This is a genomic window from Qipengyuania soli (assembly GCF_015529805.1).
In the GTDB taxonomy this organism is placed as follows: domain Bacteria; phylum Pseudomonadota; class Alphaproteobacteria; order Sphingomonadales; family Sphingomonadaceae; genus Qipengyuania; species Qipengyuania soli.
On the sequence record NZ_CP064654.1, the window covers coordinates 841,268 to 863,210 of the forward strand.

At 63.2% G+C, this 21,943-nt stretch carries 21 protein-coding genes; 15 read left to right on the forward strand and 6 right to left on the reverse strand.

Going from position 1 to position 21,943, the window contains the following annotated elements:
• Positions 1-67 precede the first annotated feature (67 nt).
• The 3 genes from IRL76_RS04230 (at position 68) to IRL76_RS04240 (ending at position 4,317) form a co-directional block, all read left to right on the forward strand.
• Positions 68-1,081, forward strand: a complete 1,014-nt coding sequence (locus IRL76_RS04230) for a sensor histidine kinase (RefSeq protein ID WP_200983469.1) — start codon at positions 68-70, stop codon at positions 1,079-1,081.
• 279 nt (positions 1,082-1,360) lie between these two features.
• Positions 1,361-3,433, forward strand: coding sequence for an NAD(+) synthase (locus tag IRL76_RS04235; protein WP_200984175.1), 2,073 nt, complete (start codon positions 1,361-1,363; stop codon positions 3,431-3,433).
• Positions 3,430-4,317: a DMT family transporter gene (locus IRL76_RS04240; RefSeq protein WP_200983471.1), complete on the forward strand. Its 888-nt coding sequence runs from the start codon at positions 3,430-3,432 to the stop codon at positions 4,315-4,317. The genes IRL76_RS04235 and IRL76_RS04240 overlap by 4 nt, the downstream gene beginning before the upstream one ends.
• Here IRL76_RS04240 and IRL76_RS04245 read toward each other — a convergent pair whose 3' ends face one another.
• Together IRL76_RS04245 and IRL76_RS04250 are read right to left on the reverse strand one after the other, a co-directional pair.
• On the reverse strand, positions 4,318-5,394 hold the full coding sequence (locus IRL76_RS04245; protein ID WP_200983473.1) for a branched-chain amino acid aminotransferase: 1,077 nt from the start codon (positions 5,392-5,394) through the stop codon (positions 4,318-4,320). It abuts the gene before it with no gap.
• 394 nt (positions 5,395-5,788) lie between these two features.
• Complete coding sequence (locus IRL76_RS04250; protein WP_200983475.1) at positions 5,789-6,331, reverse strand: hypothetical protein; 543 nt, start codon at positions 6,329-6,331, stop codon at positions 5,789-5,791.
• Between the two features lie 34 nt (positions 6,332-6,365).
• On the opposite strand from IRL76_RS04250, the gene IRL76_RS04255 reads away from it, so the two are divergent.
• The 11 genes from IRL76_RS04255 (at position 6,366) to IRL76_RS04305 (ending at position 16,886) form a co-directional block, all read left to right on the forward strand.
• Positions 6,366-7,103, forward strand: coding sequence for a TlyA family RNA methyltransferase (locus IRL76_RS04255; RefSeq protein ID WP_200983477.1), 738 nt, complete (start codon positions 6,366-6,368; stop codon positions 7,101-7,103).
• Between the two features lie 54 nt (positions 7,104-7,157).
• Positions 7,158-8,690, forward strand: a complete 1,533-nt coding sequence (locus tag IRL76_RS04260) for an acyl-CoA carboxylase subunit beta (protein ID WP_200983479.1) — start codon at positions 7,158-7,160, stop codon at positions 8,688-8,690.
• 12 nt (positions 8,691-8,702) lie between these two features.
• Positions 8,703-8,942 carry a hypothetical protein gene (locus tag IRL76_RS04265; protein WP_200983480.1) on the forward strand — a complete coding sequence of 80 codons (240 nt, stop codon included), beginning with the start codon at positions 8,703-8,705 and terminating at the stop codon, positions 8,940-8,942.
• On the forward strand, positions 8,939-9,388 hold the full coding sequence (gene mce / locus IRL76_RS04270) for a methylmalonyl-CoA epimerase (protein ID WP_200983481.1): 450 nt from the start codon (positions 8,939-8,941) through the stop codon (positions 9,386-9,388). The genes IRL76_RS04265 and mce overlap by 4 nt, the downstream gene beginning before the upstream one ends.
• A gap of 23 nt (positions 9,389-9,411) precedes the next feature.
• Complete coding sequence (locus IRL76_RS04275; protein ID WP_200983482.1) at positions 9,412-10,023, forward strand: glutathione S-transferase family protein; 612 nt, start codon at positions 9,412-9,414, stop codon at positions 10,021-10,023.
• A gap of 8 nt (positions 10,024-10,031) precedes the next feature.
• Positions 10,032-12,281, forward strand: coding sequence for a methylmalonyl-CoA mutase (scpA, locus tag IRL76_RS04280; protein ID WP_200983483.1), 2,250 nt, complete (start codon positions 10,032-10,034; stop codon positions 12,279-12,281).
• Positions 12,278-12,739 (forward strand): DMT family transporter, encoded by a 462-nt coding sequence (locus IRL76_RS04285; protein WP_246449976.1) that lies wholly within the window; start codon positions 12,278-12,280, stop codon positions 12,737-12,739. The genes scpA and IRL76_RS04285 overlap by 4 nt, the downstream gene beginning before the upstream one ends.
• Positions 12,736-13,749: a biotin synthase BioB gene (gene bioB, locus IRL76_RS04290; protein ID WP_200983484.1), complete on the forward strand. Its 1,014-nt coding sequence runs from the start codon at positions 12,736-12,738 to the stop codon at positions 13,747-13,749. Before IRL76_RS04285 ends, bioB begins: the two co-directional genes overlap by 4 nt.
• A 143-nt stretch (positions 13,750-13,892) precedes the next feature.
• Positions 13,893-14,330, forward strand: a complete 438-nt coding sequence (locus tag IRL76_RS04295) for a hypothetical protein (RefSeq protein ID WP_200983485.1) — start codon at positions 13,893-13,895, stop codon at positions 14,328-14,330.
• 89 nt (positions 14,331-14,419) lie between these two features.
• Positions 14,420-16,441, forward strand: a complete 2,022-nt coding sequence (locus IRL76_RS04300) for an acetyl-CoA carboxylase biotin carboxylase subunit (RefSeq protein WP_200983487.1) — start codon at positions 14,420-14,422, stop codon at positions 16,439-16,441.
• Between the two features lie 184 nt (positions 16,442-16,625).
• Positions 16,626-16,886: a hypothetical protein gene (locus tag IRL76_RS04305; RefSeq protein WP_200983489.1), complete on the forward strand. Its 261-nt coding sequence runs from the start codon at positions 16,626-16,628 to the stop codon at positions 16,884-16,886.
• On the opposite strand, the gene IRL76_RS04310 is transcribed toward IRL76_RS04305, so the two are convergent.
• The 4 genes from IRL76_RS04310 to IRL76_RS04325 are packed head-to-tail and all read right to left on the reverse strand — an operon-like array spanning position 16,883 to position 19,909.
• Complete coding sequence (locus IRL76_RS04310) at positions 16,883-17,440, reverse strand: phosphotransferase-like protein (protein WP_200983491.1); 558 nt, start codon at positions 17,438-17,440, stop codon at positions 16,883-16,885. The genes IRL76_RS04305 and IRL76_RS04310 overlap by 4 nt on opposite strands.
• A complete protein-coding gene (locus IRL76_RS04315; RefSeq protein ID WP_200983493.1) occupies positions 17,440-18,210 on the reverse strand; it encodes a cyclase family protein in 771 nt (256 codons plus the stop codon). Before IRL76_RS04315 ends, IRL76_RS04310 begins: the two co-directional genes overlap by 1 nt.
• 32 nt (positions 18,211-18,242) lie before the next feature.
• On the reverse strand, positions 18,243-19,352 hold the full coding sequence (gene aroB, locus IRL76_RS04320) for a 3-dehydroquinate synthase (RefSeq protein WP_200983495.1): 1,110 nt from the start codon (positions 19,350-19,352) through the stop codon (positions 18,243-18,245).
• Positions 19,343-19,909 carry a shikimate kinase gene (locus tag IRL76_RS04325; RefSeq protein ID WP_200983497.1) on the reverse strand — a complete coding sequence of 189 codons (567 nt, stop codon included), beginning with the start codon at positions 19,907-19,909 and terminating at the stop codon, positions 19,343-19,345. Before IRL76_RS04325 ends, aroB begins: the two co-directional genes overlap by 10 nt.
• A 206-nt stretch (positions 19,910-20,115) precedes the next feature.
• On the opposite strand from IRL76_RS04325, the gene IRL76_RS04330 reads away from it, so the two are divergent.
• On the forward strand, positions 20,116-21,942 hold the full coding sequence (locus IRL76_RS04330; RefSeq protein WP_200983499.1) for a beta-ketoacyl-[acyl-carrier-protein] synthase family protein: 1,827 nt from the start codon (positions 20,116-20,118) through the stop codon (positions 21,940-21,942).
• Position 21,943: the final 1 nt, after the last annotated feature.

A 21,943-nucleotide genomic window follows, 5' to 3' on the forward strand; every position in this document is an offset into this window, starting at 1 on the left:
TGCGGAGCTCATCGGCGTCGGTCGGCGATCACGCTCTCCGAGTTCGGCTCCGCGGGGTCCGCAAACCATGCAACGCCTTGCTCAATTCGATGTAAGCCGTCAGTTTCTTTCACGCAGGGGAAAGCTGGCGGCGCAGGTCATATTCGGCGGCCTCTGCGCAACCGCAATGATTGGTCTGCGCTCCGTTTTCGACATGTGGGCGCCAACATCGGGGCCCTTTGCACTTATCTATCCGACAGTCTTGCTTGCGACACTATACGGACACTGGAGGGCGGGGCTCACGGCTTTCCTCACGACGTTCATGTGGGCCTGGTATTTCATCCTGCCCGAAGCGGATTCCTTCTATTTTTCCGATCCGACCGACCCGCCAAGGGTAATGCTCAATGCTGCCTGTGCGTTGATCCTGCTTTTCTTCGCCGAGGTGTTTCGCCGGGCCGCCCACAGCACTGTCGAGCAGATCCGATTGGATGCCGACCGACGTCTTACCTTACTGACGGAACTCGAACACCGGACGAAGAACAACTTCGCGCTCGTCGCCAGCATGCTTGAAATCCAGAAGCGGCGTCTGGGAAATCCCGAGCTTCATGGTCCCCTGGAAGATGCCGCAGGTCGCGTTAGAACCTTTGCCGACGCCTATTCGAGCCTTGCGATGGAGCAGGCTCACGACAGCGACGTCGCGATGAAACCTTACCTCGACGTCCTGCTCGATCGTATCGAGCGCGCTGCAATTCCCGACAACGTGACCCTTTCACGCGAGATTGATCGCATCTCTCTGCCACGGGAAGCGGCCGTCGCGGTCGGGCTTTATCTCAACGAGGCGGTATCGAATTGCCTCAAGTATGCATTCCCCGAGGAGCGCCGTGGCAACATTGGGGTCTTCTTCACCGTAATCGACGGTGACTGGCGACTTACCATCGAAGACAACGGGGTGGGGGTGGATGCCGTGCCCAGCGTCGATGGTGGTTTGGGGTCGAGCCTGATGTCTGCATTCGCGCAGCAAGCAGGGGCAACCCATGTTTCGGGTCCGGCTCTGCATGGCTATCGTAGTGAAATGGCGACCTGCAAGAGTTCTGTTGCCTAAAGTATCCGAAAAGGATACTGGCGTGTCATGCACCGTGCCGGAGCAAAGATACGCGCATTCCGTGAGGCGCTCGATCCGCCTCTGACGGCGGAAGAATTCGGCATTCGCTACGGCGAGCCGGAGCCTTGGCCGAGCCGCACGGTCTATGGCTGGGAGGCGAAGGGCAAGATCGCCCGTGCAGCCGTCCAACGCCGTCTCTCCGATCTTGGCATTTGCGAACCTGGCGACTGGCTGGCCCCAGCGCCGATACCCACCTCCACCGCGAAAGATCCCCGTTCCATGGCCGAAGCCGCCACACATCGCTTTTATGATTTGCACACGCACGGGTTCGTTCGGTTAGCCACTGCCACCCCGCGGGTGCGGACAGCGGACGTCGCCTATAATGCCGAGGGTATCATCGAGCAGGCACGGACCGCGGCAGAGCGCGGTGTCGACCTGCTGCTTTATCCGGAACTGGCGCTGTCTTCCTACGCACTCGACGACCTGCACTTGCAGACAGCGCTACTCGACATGGTCGACAGGCAACTGGCCCGGATTGCGCGGGAAACATGCGAACTAGCGCCGGTGCTGGTTTTCGGAGCGCCGCTGCGCCGCAATGGGCGCATCTACAATTGCGCGATTGTGATGGCGCGCGGCGATGTGCTTGGCGTCGTGCCGAAAAGTTTCCTGCCGAATTATCGCGAATATTATGAGAAGCGCTGGTTTGCCCATGGTCGCGAATGCATCGGGCTGACCATCGATGCCGGCGGTGCCGAGGTTCCGTTCGGCACCGATCTCGTCTTTGCCGCGCAGGACATGCCGGGCTTCGCCTTCGGTATCGAGATTTGCGAGGACTTCTGGTCGCCCAATCCCCCAGGAACGCTGGCAGCGCTGGCCGGGGCGACGATCCTGCTCAATCCGTCTGCATCGAACATCACCATCGGCAAGTCGGACGAACGCCACCTTCTCAGCCGTGCCAGTTCCAGCCGCGCGGTCTGCGCCTACGCCTATTCCGCCAGCGGGCACGGCGAGAGCACGACCGACCTCGCCTGGGACGGGCAGGGGATGATCTACGAAATGGGTGACTTGCTGGTCGAAAGCGCCCGCTTCGATCTCGAGCCCGAATTGTGCGTGGTCGATGTCGACACGCAGCGCATCATCGCCGAGCGGCTGCGTATGGGGACATTCAACGACGCGGCCGAGGCTGCAGGTCGGCCGGAGGACTGGTTCCGCCGCGTCGAGTTTGCACATGGCGCTTCGGGCGGAGACAGGGGCCTGGTACGTCCCATCCGCCGCTTTCCCTTCGTGCCCAATCGCGCGCACAAGCTGGACGAGGATTGCTACGAAGCATTCAACATCCAGGTCGATGCCCTGATGCGGCGGATCGAGTCGACGAAGGCGAAGTCGCTGGTCATCGGCATTTCGGGCGGGCTCGACAGCACGCATGCCCTGCTCGTCTGCGCCAAGGCCTGCGACAGGCTCGGTCGCCCACGCACCGACATCCGCGGCTACACGATGCCCGGCTTCGCGACCTCGGAAGGAACCAAATCCAATGCCTGGAAACTGATGAAGGCGTTCGGCATCACGGCCGACGAAATCGACATCAAGCCCGCCGCGAGACAGATGCTTGAGGACATCGAGCACCCGTTCTCCGACGGCGAACCGGTCTATGACACGACGTTCGAGAACGTGCAGGCTGGGCTGCGCACAGACTACCTTTTCCGGCTGTCGGGCCATCATGGCGGTTTCGTTATCGGGACCGGTGACTTGAGCGAGCTGGCGCTTGGATGGTGCACATACGGTGTTGGCGACCAGATGAGCCATTACGGCGTCAATGCCGGCGTGCCCAAGACACTGATCCAGTACCTCATCCGCTGGACCATTGCGACGGGCCAGTTCGACGAGGGGGTCGATGCCGTACTGGCCGACATTCTCGACACCGAGATCAGCCCCGAGCTCGTCCCCGCCGATGCCAGCGGAAAAATCCAGAGCACTGAATCGATCATCGGTCCCTATGAGCTCAACGACTTCTTCCTCCACCACATCATCCGCTGGGGACAGAAGCCGAGCCATGTCGCCTTCCTTGCCTGGCATGCCTGGAAGGACGCGAAGTCGGGTCTCTGGCCCATCGATTTTCCCGAAGGTGCGAAGAACGAATACGACCTTTCGACCATCGCGAAATGGCTCGAGAATTTCCTCAAGCGCTTCTTCGGGTTCAGCCAGTTCAAGCGCAGCGCCTTGCCCAATGGTCCGAAAGTGTCCGCTGGCGGGGCGCTAAGCCCCAGGGGCGACTGGCGCGCACCTAGCGATGCCGTAGCCGATGTCTGGCTGGCAGAGCTCGCTGCTTCCCTACCTCCCGAAGGCAAAGCATGACCGCGCGTGCCATCGCTGTGATGATGCTCTGCAACATCGTCTGGGCACTCAATGTTGTCGTCAGCAAGATTGCCGTCGACGACTTTGCGGTTCCGCCGCTGTTCTATGCCGTGCTGCGCTCGCTTATCGTAGCGATCGCACTCGCTCCCCTACTCTGGCCGTTGCCGGAAAAGCTCTGGAAGGTGCTCCTTGTTGGCCTTGCGATCGGTGGCGGTTCTTTCGCGTTGTTCTTCATGGGCCTCAAGACCGCCAGCCCTTCGGCGTCAGGCGTCGTCAGCCTTACCGGCGCGCCGATGACCGTCTTGTTTGCGATCATCTTTTTGGGAGAAAGAATCCGCTGGAAGCGCGGTTTAGGCATCGGCCTCTCCTTCGGCGGGGTGTTCTTCGCCATGACCGGATCGAGCCAGATGGAGGCGAGCAGTGGGCTGCTGCTGGTGTTCGTGTCCGCCGTGATCGGCGCGCTCGGCGCAGTCTTCGTCAAGAAGCTCGATATTTCGTCGATCCGTCTCCAGGCATGGGCCGCGGTCGCATCGATCGCAGTGCTGGGGCCACTTTCGATGCTGTTCGAGCACGACCTGATGGCACCGGTCATTGCTGCGCCTTGGGAGGTAGCGGCATGCCTGTTCTTCGCTGCGGTCATCGTGTCGATCGGCGCGCACACCGCCTATTTCCAGATGCTCCAGCGTTACGACACGAACGTCATCGTGCCCCTGACGCTGTTCACGCCGATCCTCACCATCGCCTTTGGTGCCTGGTTGACGGGTGATACGGTCGGTGGCCGCCTGATCGTCGGCGGTGCCATCGCCCTGGTCGGCGTTGCGATCATCGTCGTCCGGCCGAGCGAGACCTTTACGCGGCGTTTCCTGGTGAAACTGCGGCTCTGATCAGCCTATCGGCATGACCCAGCCATGCGTGTCGGCAATGGTGCCGCGCTGGATGCCGACGAGCTTCTCGCGAATCTTGCTGGTGAGTTGGCCGGGTCCGCCACTGCCGATGGTGAACTCGCCGTCCTCGCCTGCAACCTTTCCGACCGGCGTCACAACTGCTGCGGTGCCACAGGCCATGGTTTCGAGCAGGTGCCCGCTTTGGGCATCGGTGCGCCACTGATCGATGGAGTAGGGTTCCTCACTGACGTTGAGCCCTTCCTCGCGCAGGAGCTGGATGAGGCTGGCGCGAGTGATGCCGGGTAGGATCGTGCCGGTCAGCGGCGGAGTGATGACGCGGCCGTCATCGAACACGAAGAACAGGTTCATGCCGCCAAGTTCCTCGACCCACTTGTGCTCGACCGCATCGAGGAACAGCACCTGGTCGTGACCACGGGCAAAGGCTTCGCGCGTCGGGACGAGGCTGGCGGCATAGTTGCCGCCGCACTTGGCCGCACCGGTGCCGCCGGGAGCAGCGCGGGTATAGCTCGAAATCCAGATGCTGACGGCCGGTGCGCCGGACTTGAAGTAGTTTCCGGCAGGCCCCGCGATGACCATGAACTTGTAGCGTTTTGCCGGGCGGACACCGAGGAAGGCCTCGGTCGCGATCATGAAGGGGCGCAGATAGAGCGACGAGCCTTCCGCACCCGGTACCCATTTGCCGTCCACGGCTATGAGCTGGCGGATAGCTTCGACGAAGAGCTCTTCCGGCACATGTGGCATGGCAAGGCGATCTGCCGACGCATTGAGCCGACGCGCGTTTTCTTCGGGACGGAAGAGGGCGATGGAGCCGTCCTCGTGGCGGTAGGCCTTGAGTCCTTCGAAGATCTCCTGGGCGTAATGCAGGACGGCTGCAGCCGGATCGAGCATGATTGGTGCGCGCGGTTCGACCTTCGCATCGTGCCAACCTTGGCCGTCGGTATATTCGATCGTCACCATGTGATCGGTGAAATGCGTGCCGAAGCCGGGATTGGCGAGGATTGCCTCGCGATCGGTGTCGGAGGTCGTGGCCGGGTGCGGGATGTGTTCGAACTGCATAGGGCGCGGGTAATCCGGGCACGCGCCTTGCGCAAGGCAGGCAAACTATATCGCCCAAAATGAGAAGGGCAGCGCCACCCTTGGGTGTGCTGCCCTTCGCATGGTCAGCGGCGGGAAGTGCCGCTCACGAAGTCTCTATCCGGTATCTGCTTACCGATAGTACCTCGCGCGGAAACTTGCCGACCTCTCTGCTGAACCATGAGACATCGGATCACCTCCTTTCGCGCTTGTGAGCTAGAAGCCCCTTTCCAAGGACCCCAAGACCGCGTTTCGCCGCTGATCTTGATTACCAATTTGTTGCGCGAACGGGATGAAAACAAGGCTTGAAAAAAAGTTTTCCCACGTCAGAATTGTTAGATGTGGCCCGGCAGATTTGCGCGGGCCTTTTTCTTGCCTAGCGACAGTCCTCGATGACCCGCGTCACTTCCGCCCAGTTCGGCAGGTAAAGCGCGCTAGTCCCCGGCATCTCCACGGCAAATCGTCCACGGGTCAGGGCCATCGCATCGAGCAGCGGGTCGCTGGCAGACAGATTCGCGCTGACGCTGCTCGAACCGCTCTGGACCGCCAGCGTGCGGTCAACTGTCTCGGTCCTGATGATCATGGCTGTGGAAGAATCGCTTCCCGATGCGCGCGTGAGAATCACGCTACGGGCCTGGCGGTTGCATTCGATAGAGAAACGGGCGCCTTGCTGCGGCTCGCCGAACAGGGCGATCGATCCGGTGTTCGTCGCGCGATAGGTCCACGATCCCGAGGTTTGCGGTGCGTCGATCCAGTTATCGAATGTCGGAGCCGCTGAGGGCGGAGTGGGCGTTGGCGTCGGGATAGCAGCTGCCGGCGTGGGCGTCGGGGCAGGCGTCGACTCCGGTGCCGGCACGCAGGCGGCGATGGCGAATGTCAGCGCAAGAGCAGCTGCGGCATTGGCATAGATCGGTTTCATATGTCCTCAATGCCCGCTAGGCGCTTTCTTTCCAATGGCTAAGAAGATGCGCCTCGACCAGATGCTGGTGGACCGCGGGCTCGTGGAGAGCCGCACGCGGGCGCAGGCGCTGGTCATGGCGGGCCTCGTATTCAGTGGCGAGACCAAGCTGTCAAAGCCTGGCCAGCAAATGCCCGATGATGCCCCGCTTGACGTGCGCGGCCGTGACCATCCCTGGGTCAGCAGGGGCGGGATAAAGCTGGCGCACGCGATCGAGCATTTCGGCCTCGACCCCAGGGGCGCTGTCGCGATGGATATCGGCAGCTCGACCGGCGGGTTTACAGACGTCCTGCTGCAGGGCGGGGCGGAGCATGTCTTCGCGGTCGACAGTGGCACCAACCAGCTGGCGTGGAAGCTGCGGCAGGACCCGCGCGTCACCGTGCTGGAACAGACGAGTGCCCGCATCCTTACGCCGGAAATGATCGACCGTCCGTGCAACTGGGTGGTCTGCGATGCGAGCTTCATCGGCCTTGCCAAGGTTCTCGAAAGGCCGCTCGAACTGGCCGCCCCCAAATGCCGCCTCGTCGCGCTGATTAAGCCGCAGTTCGAGGTCGGGCGTGACGAAGTCGGCAAGAAGGGCGTCGTCAGCGATCCTGCACTACACGCGCGTGTCTGCGATGAGGTCCGCGAATGGGTCGAAGGTCGCGGATTCGAGGTGCAGGGCATTGTCGAAAGCCCGATCAAGGGACCGGAAGGCAACATCGAATTCCTGATTTCCGCGACTCGCGATTGACGCTGCGGCCAATAGCGCTCTAGGCGCTCGGGCAATCGCATTCACGGAGAGAGCATGAGCGCGAACATCGCCGAAATGGAACGCCGCCGCGCCGCAGCCAAGCTGGGCGGGGGTGAAAAACGGATCGCGGCACAGCACGCCAAGGGCAAGCTGACCGCGCGCGAGCGACTTGATGTCCTGCTGGATGAAGGCAGCTTCGAGGAACTCGACACCTATGTCGAACACGACTGCGTAGACTTCGGCATGGACGAACAGAAGATCCCCGGCGACGGTGTGGTCACCGGATCGGGCACCATCAATGGTCGCCTCGTCTACGTTTTCAGCCAGGATTTCACCGTCTTCGGCGGCTCTCTTTCCAAACGCCATGCAGAGAAGATCTGCAAGGTCATGGACACCGCGATGAAGGTCGGTGCGCCGGTCATCGGCCTCAACGATTCCGGCGGGGCACGCATCCAGGAAGGCGTCGCCTCTCTCGGCGGCTATGCCGAAGTGTTCCAGCGCAATGTGCTTGCCAGTGGTGTCGTGCCGCAGATCAGCCTTATCATGGGCCCGTGTGCGGGCGGCGCGGTCTATTCGCCGGCGATGACCGACTTCATCTTCATGGTCGAGGATTCGAGCTACATGTTCGTCACCGGGCCCGATGTGGTGAAGACGGTGACCAACGAGGTCGTCACGCAGGAGGAACTGGGCGGCGCGAAGACGCACACGACCAAGACCTCGGTCGCCGACAACAGCTTCGAAAACGACATCGAGACGTTGCTCGCGACGCGCGATTTCTTCGACTACTTGCCGTTGTCGAACCGCGAGGAGGTGCCAGAGCGCCCGACCAGCGACGCCTGGGATCGCGAGGAGCCGAGCCTCGACACGCTGATCCCCGACAACGCCAACCAGCCCTACGACATGCACGAAGTGATCCGTAAGGTGCTGGACGAGGGCGATTTCTTCGAGATCCAGCCCAACCATGCGGGCAACATCATCTGCGGCTTCGGCCGGATGGAAGGCCGCACGGTCGGCGTCGTCGCCAACCAGCCGATGGTGCTCGCGGGTGTACTCGACATCAACTCTTCCAAGAAGGCCGCCCGCTTCGTGCGTTTCTGCGATGCCTTCGAAATCCCGATCCTGACCTTTGTCGACGTGCCCGGCTTCCTCCCTGGCACGGCGCAGGAGCACAACGGCATCATCAAGCACGGGGCGAAGCTGCTCTTCGCCTATGCCGAGGCGACCGTGCCCAAGATCACCGTCATCACCCGCAAGGCCTATGGCGGCGCCTACGACGTGATGGCCTCCAAGCACCTGCGCGGGGACCTAAACTACGCCTGGCCGACCGCCGAAATCGCGGTGATGGGCGCGAAAGGCGCGGTGGAGATCATCTTCCGCCAGGAGAAGGACGATCCCGACCAGATCGCTGCCCGGACAAAGGAATACGAAGACCGCTTCGCCAACCCCTTCGTGGCTGCCCAGCGCGGCTATATCGACGAAGTGATATACCCGCACTCGACGCGGCGGCGGATTGCTCTGGGGCTACGCAAGCTGCGGACGAAGCAGCTCGAGAACCCGTGGAAGAAGCACGATAACATTCCGCTTTAGGATACCGTTGAAATGCGTCACGCCAAAGCTGATGACCTGGACAGGATCGAGCCATTGCTCGCCCGGTTAAGGACGATTGAAGGTCTGGTCGAACGCAGTCGCGGCACTTTTTACCGGAAGGGGCGCGCGCTCCTCCATTTTCACGAAGACAAGGGTTCCATCTTGGCCGACTTGAAAATCGACGGCGTATGGCACCGCTACCCTGCCACTTCTTCGTCCGAGTGCGAGGCATTACCGGAGAAAATCGGATGAAACTCGGCCGTCTCAACCACATCGGCGTTGCCACGCCCTCGATCGAGGAATCGATCCGCTATTACCGCGATGTCATGGGCGCGACCTCGTTCCACAAACCTTTCGATCTCGAGGCGCAGGGGGTGAAGGTCTGCTTTGTCGATACGCCCGGCCAGAATGGGACCTACGGCACGCAGATCGAGCTGATCGAGCCGCTCGGCCCCGACAGCCCCATCAACAATTTTCTCGAGAAGAACCCGTCCGGCGGGCAGCACCACCTGTGCTACGAGGTCGAGGATATCGAGGAAGCGCGCAGCTGGTTCGAGGGACTGGGCAAGCGCATCCTTGGCCCCACCCGCATCGGCGCGCATGGGACGCCCATCTTCTTCCTCCACCCCAAGGACATGATGGGCCAACTGACCGAGATCATGGAAACGCCCAAGGACAATGCGCACTGGTCGAACTGACCGGCGCGGGAGAGAGAAAGACATTGCTGTTCTACGATAGCCCGAACCCCGCGCCCAATCCGCGCCGCGTCCGCATATTCGCGGCGGAGAAGGGCATCGAGTTGCCTTCGCAGGAAGTCTCGATCCCCAAGCGCGAACAGAAGTCTGCCGAATTCGTCGCCAAGAACCCGCGCGGGCAGACGCCGATCCTCGAACTCGATGATGGGACCGTGATTGCCGAGAGCGTGGCGATCATGCGCTATCTCGAGGCTTTGCACCCCGAACCGCCGCTGTTCGGCACAACCCCGACCGAGATCGCCGCAATCGAGATGTGGTGCCGCCGCGCGGAAATGATCGCGATGGCGCCCGTGGGACAGGTTTGGGTTCACACGCATCCCTTCACCGCCGCGATTCCCGGTCGCAACCAGGAGTGGGGCGAGACCAATCTGCCGCGCGTCGCCGATGCCTTTCGCTTCTTCGACCAGTCGCTGGCGGACCGCGATTTCATTGCCGGTGAAGACTACACTGCTGCCGACATCCTGCTGCTGACCACAGTCGACTTCGCCACATTCGTCGGCTGCGGGATGCCAGAGGATTGCGAAAACCTGCGCGGCTGGCACGATCGCGTGTCCGCCCGCCCGAGTGCCAAGGCCTGAGAGCGACCATGACCGACAAACCCACATACGACGACTGGAAGCCCCTTGCCGACAAGGAAGTGAAGGGCCGCGACCTCACATGGCACACGCCCGAGGGGATCGCCGTGAAGCCGCTTTACACCAGCGAGGATATGGCCGGCATCGATGCCGGCGTCCCCGGCATCGCGCCGTTCACGCGCGGGCCCTATGCCTCGATGTATACCGGCCGTCCGTGGACGATCCGCCAGTATGCCGGCTTCTCGACCGCCGAGGAGTCGAACGCCTTCTACCGCCGCAACCTCGCTGCGGGCCAGAAGGGGCTGAGCGTGGCTTTCGACCTCGCGACCCACCGCGGCTACGACAGCGACCACCCGCGCGTGGTCGGCGATGTCGGCAAGGCAGGCGTCGCGATCGACACCGTGCGCGACATGGAAATCCTGTTCGACCAGATCCCGCTCGACGAGATGAGCGTGTCGATGACCATGAACGGCGCGGTAATCCCGGTCATGGCCTTCTACATCGTCGCGGCCGAGCGGCAGGGCGTGAGCCAGGACAAGCTTGCCGGGACCATCCAGAACGACATCCTCAAGGAGTTCATGGTCCGCAACACCTACATCTACCCGCCCGAGCCGAGCATGCGGATCGTCTCCGACATCATCGCATATACCTCGGCCAACATGCCGAAATTCAACAGCATTTCGATCTCGGGCTATCACATGCACGAGGCCGGGGCGACGGCAGTGCAGGAACTCGCCTTCACCATCGCCGACGGCAAGGAATACGCGAAGCGCGCGATGGAGGCGGGGCTCGATATCGATGCCTTTGCGCCGCGGCTGTCGTTCTTCTGGGGCATCGGCATGAACTTCTTCATGGAGATCGCCAAGATGCGTGCGGGCCGCGCGCTGTGGCACGACGTGATGGAAGGGCTGGGGGCAAGGGATCCCAAGTCGAAGATGCTGCGCACCCATTGCCAGACGTCGGGCGTCTCGCTGCAGGAGCAGGACCCGTACAACAACGTCATCCGCACTACGATAGAGGCGATGGCGGCGGTGCTCGGCGGAACGCAATCGCTCCACACCAACGCGCTGGACGAGGCGATTGCGCTGCCGACCGACTTCTCCGCCCGCATTGCGCGCAACACGCAGCTGGTGATCCAGGAGGAGAGCGGCGTCACCAAGGTCGCGGACCCGCTGGGCGGCAGCTATTACATCGAGAGCCTGACCGCAGCGCTGGTCGATGAAGCGCGAAAGCTGCTGCAGGAAGTCGACGCGGCAGGCGGGATGACCGCCTATGTCGCCACCGGCAAGCCCAAGGCCGCTATCGAGATGGCCGCCGCCGCCAAGCAGGCGAGCGTGGACAAGGGCGAAACGGTGATCGTCGGCGTCAACAAGTACCGGCTCGCCAAGGAAGACCAGCTCGACACGCTCGACATCGACAACCACGCCGTGCGCCAGAGCCAGATCGCTCGTATCGAGCGGGTGCGGGCAGGGCGCGACGAAGCGGCCTGCCAGGCGGCGCTCAAGGCCCTGACCGAGGCCGCTGCTGCCGATCCGCGCGCGGCCCGCGCTGCGCTTGCCGACGGCCGCGACGAGAAGGGCGTGCCGCTGCCGCCGTCGGTGGTCGCGGAGATGCAGGCGAAGGGTGATGTGAACCTCCTCGCCCGCGCGGTCGAATGCGCGCGACACGATGCGACGCTGGGAGAAATCTCGGCGGCGATGGAAGCGGCCTTCGGGCGCTACGACACGCTGCCGCGCCCGGTACGCGGGATCTATTCCAGCGCCTATGCGGGCGATCCGCGTTACGAGCAGGTGGTCGAAGGCGTGCAGGCCGTCGAACGTCGCCTTGGCCGCAAGCCCAAGATCATGGTCGCGAAGATGGGCCAGGACGGCCACGACCGCGGCGCCAACGTGATCGCCAGCGCCTTTGCCGACATGGGCTTCGACGTGCTCAGTGGCCCGTTGTTCCAGACGCCGCAGGAAACCCGCGACATGGCGCTCGACAATGGCGTCGATGCTATCGGCGCGAGCAGTCTTGCCGCAGGCCACAAGACCCTGATCCCCGAACTGATCGGGCTGCTGAAGGAAGCCGGTCGGCCCGACATCAAGGTTGTCGCAGGCGGCGTCATCCCGCCGCAGGACTACGACTTCCTGCGCGAGGCCGGGGTGCAGGGCATCTACGGCCCAGGCTCGAACGTGGTCGAGTGCGCAGCGGACATGTTGCGCTTGCTCGGCCACAATATGCCGCCTGCTGGTGAGGACCTGGACGAGGCTGCTGAATGAGCGCTTCCGGTTCCAGCCAGTTCGTGCCGATCGCCGCGATGATGTTCGCTGCCGGACTGGGAATTCCTGTTTTCGCGGCGCTGAACTCGGGGCTCAGCCAGCAACTCGGCGGCCCGGTGGCGGCCACGGCAGTAACATTCGCTGTCGGCTTCGCGATCGCGATCGCGACGCTAACCTTTACCGGATATCCCCCTGCGAGCGCTTTCACTTTCGAAAAGCCGTGGCTTTGGGTCGGCGCGATTGTCATGCTCTTCTACGCCACGTCGGTTGCCTATTCCGCGCCGCGCATCGGGCTGGGTAATGCGATCTTTTTCGTATTGCTCGGGCAGATCGTGGCAGCGGCCATCATCGACCATTTCGGCCTGCTCGGGACGCTCCAGAGCACCATTACTGCCAAGCGGGCCCTCGGGCTGGTCGTTATGGCAGTCGGACTATACCTCGCCAGGAAACCTGCATGACCCAAATCCGTACCGACTGGACCCGCGAGGAGATCGCGGGCCTCTTCGACCTGCCTTTTACCGAACTTCTGTTCCGCGCCGCCACCGTCCACCGCGAGTTCCATCCGCCCGAGCAGGTCCAGCTCTGCACGCTGCTGTCGATCAAGACCGGCGGTTGCCCGGAGGATTGCGGCTATTGCTCGCAGTCGGTGAAAGCCGACAGCGGTGTAGAAGCGACCAAGCTGATGGAGGTGCAATCGGTCCTCCAGCGCGCGGCGCAGGCGAAGGACAACGGCAGCCAGCGGTTCTGCATGGGCGCCGCCTGGCGCAATCCCAAGGACCGCGACATGCCCGCCATCGTCGAGATCGTGAAGGGCGTGCGTGCCATGGGGCTGGAGACCTGCATGACGCTCGGCATGCTGACGCCGAAGCAGGCGGAAATGCTCAAGGAAGCGGGCCTCGACTACTACAACCACAACGTCGACACCGGGCCGGAATACTACGAGCGCGTGATCTCGACCCGCAACTACCAGGACCGGCTCGACACGCTGCAGAACGTCCGCGACGCGGGCATCAACGTCTGCAGCGGCGGGATCGTCGGCATGGGCGAAACGCGCGAGGACCGGGTGGGCTTCGTCCACACGCTCGCTACGATCGAACGCCATCCCGAAAGCGTACCTGTCAACGCGCTGGTGCCGGTGAAGGGCACGGTGTTGGGCGACATGCTGGCCGATACCCCGCTCGCCAAGATCGACGATATCGAATTTGTCCGCACCGTCGCGGTGGCCCGCGTCTGCATGCCGATGAGCATGGTGCGGCTCTCCGCCGGTCGAGAGTCGATGAGCGAAGCCACGCAGGCGCTGTGCTTCATGGCGGGCGCGAACTCGATCTTCACCGGCGACAAGCTGCTGACCGCACCCAATGCCGGTGACGACTCCGATGCAGCGCTGTTCGCCAAGCTTGGCCTTATCGCGCTGAAAAATCAGGAGCCGATGCGGGATCACCAAGCGAGAGATGCAATTCCGGCGTAATCATGTCGCCTCCTTACAAGGATTGGGTCTCAGGGGTTGACACAGGACCCTTGGACGGGTCCGGTAACCCTGCTGGGGGACAACAGCACAATTCATAATTCGGGCGCTTTTGCGGGTCGTATCCTTCAACGGGGAGATGACTGATGAAAAAGCTAATTCTTGCTGCCGCCGCGCTTGGCCTTGGACTGAGCGCAACCCCTGCCTCTGCCGACGATGCAACGTCCCATGAACTGCGCGAGGTTGACTGGTACCGCGTCCAGTTCATCAAGTGGAAGGAAGGCAAGGGCGGGCGCGCCCATGAGATCATCGAGATCTTCGAAAAGACCGACAAGGCGCTCGGCTGGAACGACGTGATCGATTTCCACATGAGCACTGGCGAGTGGGACTCTGTCGTGGCGATGAAGATGCGCAACGGCATCGCATCGATGGGTTGGAAAAAGGACCCTGACGGCGACAAGTGGATGGCCGAATTCTCCAAGCAGGCCGGGGGCGAGGACAAGGCCAAGGCCCTGTTCGCCGAGTTCGACGAATGCATCCTCGAACAGCAGACGCAGATCGGTCATATCGACATCAACGAATGACCCTCGCGCAATGGCGCAAACCTGCGCCTTGATACCGGGCCTCCGCTGCGGCATGGGCGTGTCACACGACTGTCCGTTTCGGAGGCCCGATGTTTTCCAAGATCCTGATCGCAAACCGTGGCGAAATCGCCTGCCGCGTCATCAAGACTGCACGCGAGATGGGGATCAGGACAGTTGCCGTCTATTCGGACGCCGATGCGCGCGCGCCCTTCGTGCGGATGGCGGATGAGGCCGTGCACATCGGTCCGGCGCCGGCTGCGGAAAGCTACCTGATCGCGGACAAGATCATTGCCGCTTGCAAGCAAACCGGGGCCGAGGCGGTCCATCCGGGTTATGGATTTCTCTCCGAACGCACCAGCTTCGCCGAGGCGCTGGCCAAGGAGAACATCGCCTTCATCGGCCCGCCGGTGAATGCCATCGCCGCGATGGGTGACAAGATCGAGTCCAAGAAGCTGGCCAAGGAAGCGGGGGTCAACGTCGTCCCCGGCTTCGTCGGCGAGATCGCGGATACCGAGCACGCGGTGCGCATCTCGAACGAGATCGGCTATCCGGTGATGATGAAGGCTAGCGCCGGCGGCGGCGGCAAGGGCATGCGCCTTGCCTACAACGAGACCGACGTGCGCGAGGGCTTCGAAAGCGTGAAGCGCGAGGGGCTGAACTCCTTCGGCGACGACCGCGTCTTCATCGAGAAGTTCATCCTCAATCCGCGCCACATCGAGATCCAGATCCTCGGCGACCAGCACGGCAACATCGTCTATTTGAACGAGCGCGAATGCAGCATCCAGCGCCGTCACCAGAAGGTGGTCGAGGAAGCGCCGTCGCCCTTCGTCACGCCCGCGATGCGCAAGGCCATGGGCGAGCAGTGCGTCGCACTGGCCCGCGCGGTGGGATACTACAGCGCGGGCACGGTCGAACTGATCGTCAGTGGCGCGGATCCGAGCGGCGAGAGCTTCTACTTCCTCGAGATGAATACCCGCCTGCAGGTAGAGCATCCTGTAACGGAAGCGATCACTGGCGTAGACCTTGTCGAGCAAATGATACGTGTCGCGGCGGGTGAGAAGCTCTCCTTCACGCAGGACGATGTGAAGATCGACGGCTGGGCAATCGAAAACCGCGTTTATGCCGAAGATCCCTACCGTGGCTTCCTTCCTTCCACCGGTCGCCTGGTGCGTTACCAGCCGCCGGTCGAGCCCTGGGCCGATGACGGGGCAGAGAACGGCCGCCGCGGCGTGGCCGGGGTTCGCGTCGATGATGGCGTGTTCGAGGGCGGCGAGGTGTCGATGTTCTACGACCCGATGATCGCCAAGTTGATCACCTGGGGCGAAACCCGCGACGAGGCGGCGGACTTGCAGGTGCAGGCGCTCGATGCGTTCCGGATCGAGGGTCTCGGACACAATGTCGATTTCCTCAATGCCATCATGCAGCACCCGCGCTTCCGTTCGGGCGAGCTGACCACGGGGTTCATTGCCGAGGAATATCCCGAAGGCTTCCACGGTGCTGCCGCTTCGGAAGAGCTCCTGCGCGGCCTTGCGGCGGTCGGCGGGGTGATCGCCACCGCCGATGCCGACCGCGCACGGCGGATCGATCAGCGACTCCACGACCATTACTACGCACCCGGCGACTGGACCGTGCGCATCGGTGAGCGCGATTATCGCGTGGTGCTGGAAGAGGATGCGATCACTGTCGATGGCGAACCGGTCGACATCGACATGGAATACACGCCGGGCGAGGCGATGCTCGATCTTGAGCTGGGTGACGAGGCTTTGACCCTGCAGCTCGCGAAGACCCGCACTGGCTATGCGATTACCACGCGCGGCGCGACGCACCGCTTGCGGATCCTCCAGACGCGTATCGCGCATCTGGCCACCCACATGATCGAAAAGATCCCGCCCGACCTGTCCAAGCTGCTCATCTGCCCGATGCCTGGCCTGCTGGTGAAGCTGCACGTCAGCGAGGGCGAGGAGGTCCAGCCGGGCCAGCCGCTCGCCACTGTCGAAGCGATGAAGATGGAAAACATCCTTCGCGCCGAGAAGCAGGCCGTCGTGAGCAAGATCAACGCCGGCGAGGGCGACAGCCTCGCGGTCGATGAGATCATTCTCGAACTCGAATAGCGAAGTCCGCGTTCGAATTTACCAAATCGGTGCGCAATTTTCCAATTGTGCACTTGCTCAATATTGCAAAATTGCAATTAACGGGCCGGTTCATGGTAAACCCGCTTTTAAGGAATCCCGACCCCGCAGATAATGGCCTCCTTCGAGTCGCTTCTGAAGCATTTACGCACAGGAGTTCGCAGTTATGGCACACAGGGGAACAGGGTTCTTCGACACGCGGGGTCACTACCACAAGACCCCCGAGGACGCGACGATCGCTGACCTTGCAGCATTGCTCGGCAAGATCGGCGAAGGCGAAAGCCTCGCGCCCGGCATCGCGATGACATTGCTCGACCGGAGGAGCGAAATCGAGCGCCTCTTCGCCGAGCACGACACGATGATGGTCGACTACCAGCCGATGGGCGCGGGCAGCAAGATTACGCGCCTGACACCACGCGCGAGCTAGTCGTTCGCGTCAACTGCGGCGAGGATCCTTGCCGCACAGGCGTCGAGTTGGCCGTCATCGTTCACCACCGTGAGATCGTAGTCGATACCTTCGTGAATGCGGCCCGCCTGGTTTCGAGTGAGCCCGATCATGCGGTCGCCACGCGCCTTCTCGCGTCGCTCGGCCGCCGCCAGCGGGACATCGACGCGCACGACGGTCAGGTCGTGGCCCGCCAGTTGCGAGCGGTAGTCATCCACTTCCAAGGTCGTGCAAACGTCATCGACGATCATGTCGATCCCGCGATCTGCTGCGACCCTGACGAAATCGCGCATGGCCTGGCGTAACTCCAGTCCACGTGGTCCGCTGGTAAAGGAAATTTCCGGGACATCCGGGTCCTTCGCCGCATTTCTGACCACGAACCACTCGGGCGATGTCTCCCGCCCGACCGGGATCATCGAAATGAACTTATCGAAAGTGACGTGGAGCCAGTCACGTTCGGCCTGGTCCTGCATTTTTCGCGCAAGTGACGATTTGCCGGCGCTGCTGACGCCCGTGAGTACCACGACGCGCGCCATTACTCCTCGATAATCGCCACTGCGCGGATCCAGCCAGCGCTGGCGCGCTCGATCTTCACCGGGAAGCAGCTGACGGTGAAGCCATGGTCGGGAAGTGCGGCAAGGTTGGTCAGTTTCTCGATCTGGTAATAGGGCTGGATGCGCCCGGCCTTGTGGCCTTCCCAGATGATTTTCGGATCGCGCTCTTCCGCCCAGCGCCGCGCGGTGTGGCTGAAGGGCGCATCCCAGCTCCACGCATCGGTACCGACCACCTCGACTCCGCGTTCGGTAAGCCACAGCGTGGCTTCTTCGCCAAGGCCCACACCCTGATCGGTGAAGTTCTCGGTTCCGTACACGGCGCCCGATTGCACCAGCACGATATCGAGCGGCTGCAATTCATAGCCCATCTTGGCAAAGGCCTCTTCAACCTCGGCAGCGGTGACGACGTGGCCGTGCGGAAGGTGGCTGAAATCGAGCCTTACGCCCGGGCGCAGGAAGCGGTCGAGCGGCGCTTCGTCGATACTCGGCGCAGGCGCCGCGCCGCTGTTCGTGGTCGAATGGAAGTGCCACGGCGCATCCATGTGCGTGCCGTTGTGCGTCGAGAGTTCGAGCATCTCGACCGCCCAGCCTTCGCCATCGGGCAGATCGTCCTTCTCCAGCCCCGGGAAGAACATGGCGATCTGTTGCCATGTGTTCTCATGGGTCATGTAGGTGATCTTCGGACGCATCACCTCGGGGTCCGAAACCACGTCGTTGGTGATGGGGATGGAGAGGTCGATGAAGCGCGTCATGCTGCGCAGCATGGGCGCAGCACAGGTGGCGGTCAATTGCCGCGCAACTGCCCCTCGAGGAAGTCCGCCACATCATCCAGCGCGACGTCCCTGGCGACGAAGGCATCGCCTATGGCGCGGAGCAGGATGAAGCGCAAAGTGCCCGCGTCCATCTTCTTGTCGTGCAGCATGTGCGCGACCAGATCAGCGCCGTCGCAATCCAGCCCCAAACCGGCGATCCCAGTCGGAAGGCCGGCATTCGCGACTGCGCGTGCGACCATTCCGGCATCGGTCTCGGCAATCAAGCCGCGTCGGGCCGAGTAACGCGCCGCCAGCACCATGCCCAACGCCACCCCCTCACCGTGCAGGAGCCGATCGGAGAAGCCGGTTTCCGCCTCAAGCGCATGGCCGAAGGTGTGTCCGAGATTGAGAAGCGCACGCGTATCCTTCGTCTCACGCTCGTCTTCGGCAACGATCCGGGCCTTCGCTGCGACGCTGGTGGCGACTGCATGTTCGAGCGCAGCAGGCTCGAGCGCGACAACCTCTGCCCCGTGGTCCGCCAGCCAGTCGAAGAACTCCGCATCGCCCAGGACGCCGTACTTCAGGACTTCGGCATATCCGGCGCGCATCTCGCGAGCGGGCAACGTGGCAAGCGTGTCGAGGTCGGCCAGCACCAACGAAGGCTGGTGGAAGGCGCCAATCAAGTTCTTGCCCGCCGCAGTGTTGATCGCGGTCTTGCCGCCGACCGAACTGTCGACCTGCGCAAGCAGCGTAGTCGGCAATTGCACGAAGCCGCAACCGCGCTTGAGGATGGCACAGGCGAAGCCGGTCAGGTCGCCGACCACGCCGCCGCCCAGCGCCAGCACATGGTCGCCACGCTCGACGCCCTCCACCAGCAGCCAGTCGGTCAGCTTGGCAAGCGAATCCCAGCTCTTGGAGCCTTCGCCGGATGCGACCTTGTACAGTGCGATTTCGTGTCCTGCCGCGCCGAGCGACTTCTTCAGTCTTTCCCCGTGCGCGGCCCACGCGTTCTCGTCGGCCACGACCGGCACGCGGGCCTTGCGCAGGAAGGCCCTTGCACGCGTGGCGGCATCGTCCAGCAGGCCGTGACCCACCTCGACGTCATAGCTCCTGCCGGCCAGTTCGACCCCGATCACAGCCATGCGTCGATTGCCTCCAGGATGCGGTTCACGGTCTCCGTATGCGGACCGTCGTCGGTCATGACATGCAATTGGGCCTGCGAATACGCACCTTCGCGCTTCTCCTTGAGCGCGGTGAGGATTTCGCGGGGATTGCCGTTTCGCAGCAGCGGACGGGTGTTGCGACGACCGGTGCGCTCGACCAGTGTGTCGATGTCGCAATCGAGCCAGACCGCCAGGCCGCGCTCGAGGATCAGCGAGCGCGTCTCGTCGTCGACAAAAGCGCCGCCGCCGGTTGCGATGACGCCGAAATCCTCTTCCATCAGGCGTGCGATAACGCGACGCTCGCCGTCGCGGAAATACGCTTCGCCATGCGCTTCGAAGATTTCGGAGATGCTGCGGTCGGCCGCGCGCTCGATTTCCTCGTCGGCGTCGACGAAGCTGGTGTCGAGCAGGGTTGCCAGGCGTCGCCCGATAGTCGACTTGCCCACGCCCATCAGCCCGACCAGCACCACCGGTCGATCCAGCCGGTTTGCGATACCGGCTATCTCTGCTTCGGTCATGGCGAGCGCGTGGGTCATTGCCGCCGTGCCTAGAGATGGGCTAGGGCGCGCACAAGGTATCAGCACTTGAAACGGGACGCGAAAATCTTGGCCATGAGCTCTAGGCGGATCGGGGGAATACTGGCGGTGGCGTTTCTGGCTCTGTGCGTCCTTGCCTGGATCGACGGGGGCGAGGAACCGCTGCACCCGATCGAGCAGGAAATTTCGGTGCCGGGAGGCGTGCAATGAAGGCGTCCTGGCTGATCGGCGGCGCGGCGCTTGCCCTGACTTCCACGCTGGTGTTCGCGCAGGACGCGCCCGAGGACCTGCTGCCGCCGGGTTTCGACAATCCGGCACCTGCTCCCCGCACGACCCCGGCCCCATCGCCGGGTACCCCGCGTCCCGCACCGACTATCCCGGGCGAGGTGGTCCAGCCGCTCCCGACAGCGACTTCGAGCGCGCCAGAGGCCTCCGGCTTCGACTTCGGCAAGCTGCCGACGCTCGAGGAACTGGAAAAGATGACCACCGACGAGCTCGACGATTTCCTCGGGCTGAAGCCGAAGTTCGATATTCCGGCGGCTGCAAGGCGCTCTCCCGAAAAGGCCGGTGTCATTGCGCTTGCCGAAGGCGGGCTGCCGTCTGAATCGCTGTCGAAACAGCCAGCCGCGCTCGTGCGTGCCGCCCTTGCCGGCACCAAGGCGCCGCTCGTGTCGCGCTGGGGCCATATCCTGCTGCGTCGCGCTCTGGCGAGCCGCCTTGCTGCGCCCGAAGGCATGAGCCCGATCGAATTCGCCACGCTGCGCGCCCGCGTGCTCAACACGATGGGCGAACATGGTGTTGCGCGGGCGCTGGTGCAGGATATCGACACGGCGAACTATTCGCCGCAGCTCGCGAACGCGGCGGTCGACGCTTATATCGGCACGGCGGATATCGTCGGCGCCTGTCCGGCAGTACGCCTCGTGAAGACCGACCGCGACGATGCCGAATGGAAGATGCTCGCGGGCATCTGCAACGCCTATGCGGGCGAGGAAACACGGGGCCTCAACGACCTGCGCCGCCTGCAATCTCGCGGAGAGGGAGCGCAGATCGATGTGCTGCTGGCACAACGTTTCGCTGGGGCGGCGGGTGAAGGACGCCGGGCGGTCACCATCGAGTGGGACGGCATCGACAAGGTCACCCCCTGGCGTTTCGCGCTCGCCAATGCGCTGGGCGAACCATTGCCCAAGAACCTGACCGACGACCTTGGCGATGCGCTGTTGCGCAGTGCCGCCGTGACGCCCGCGCTCTCGCCGACCGAGCGGCTCCGCGGAGCGGATGTCGCTGCCCAATCGGGCATCTTCTCTTCCGCAGCGATGGTCGACGTCTACTCGCAACTTTACGCCGAACCGGGCGACGATGACGATGCGGCACGCATCGCCAGCCGCCTGCGCGATGCCTACGTCGGCAGCGATCCGGCAGCCCGCCTCGCAGCCATTCGCGACGTTTGGAACGGAGCGGGCGACTTCGGTTACGCCCGCATGGTGCTGACCGCCTATGCCGCAGCGCGCATGCCCGCGCAGTCGGATTTCGCCGACGATGCGGGCGAACTCATTGCCTCGATGCTCACTGCCGGTCTCGACCGCGATGCAATGCGTTGGAACGCGACGGTCGAGGAAGGCTCGCTGGGCTGGGCACTGCTGGCCCTGGCTGAGCCGAAGCGCCAGGCTGCCGTCTCGAACGGCGAACTCGACAGCTTCGTCGACGACGATCCTTCCACCGGTCAGCGCAAGTCGCGCATGCTGGTGGCGGGGCTTGCCGGATTGGGACGGATCGGGGACGCCGAAATCAAGGACTACAGCGATCGCCTGTCGATGAGCCTCGGTGGCGAGACCCGCTGGACCCGTGCCATCGACGCCGCCGCAAAGGCGCGCAACCCGGCGCTGGTGGCCATGCTCGCGGGCCTCGGCATGCAGGGCGACAGCTGGGACAGGATGACCGCGCGTCACCTTTTCCACATCGTTTCCGCCCTGCGCGCAGTCGGGCTGGAGGCGGAAGCACGGATGATCGCCGCGGAGGCGGTCGCACGCGCCTGAC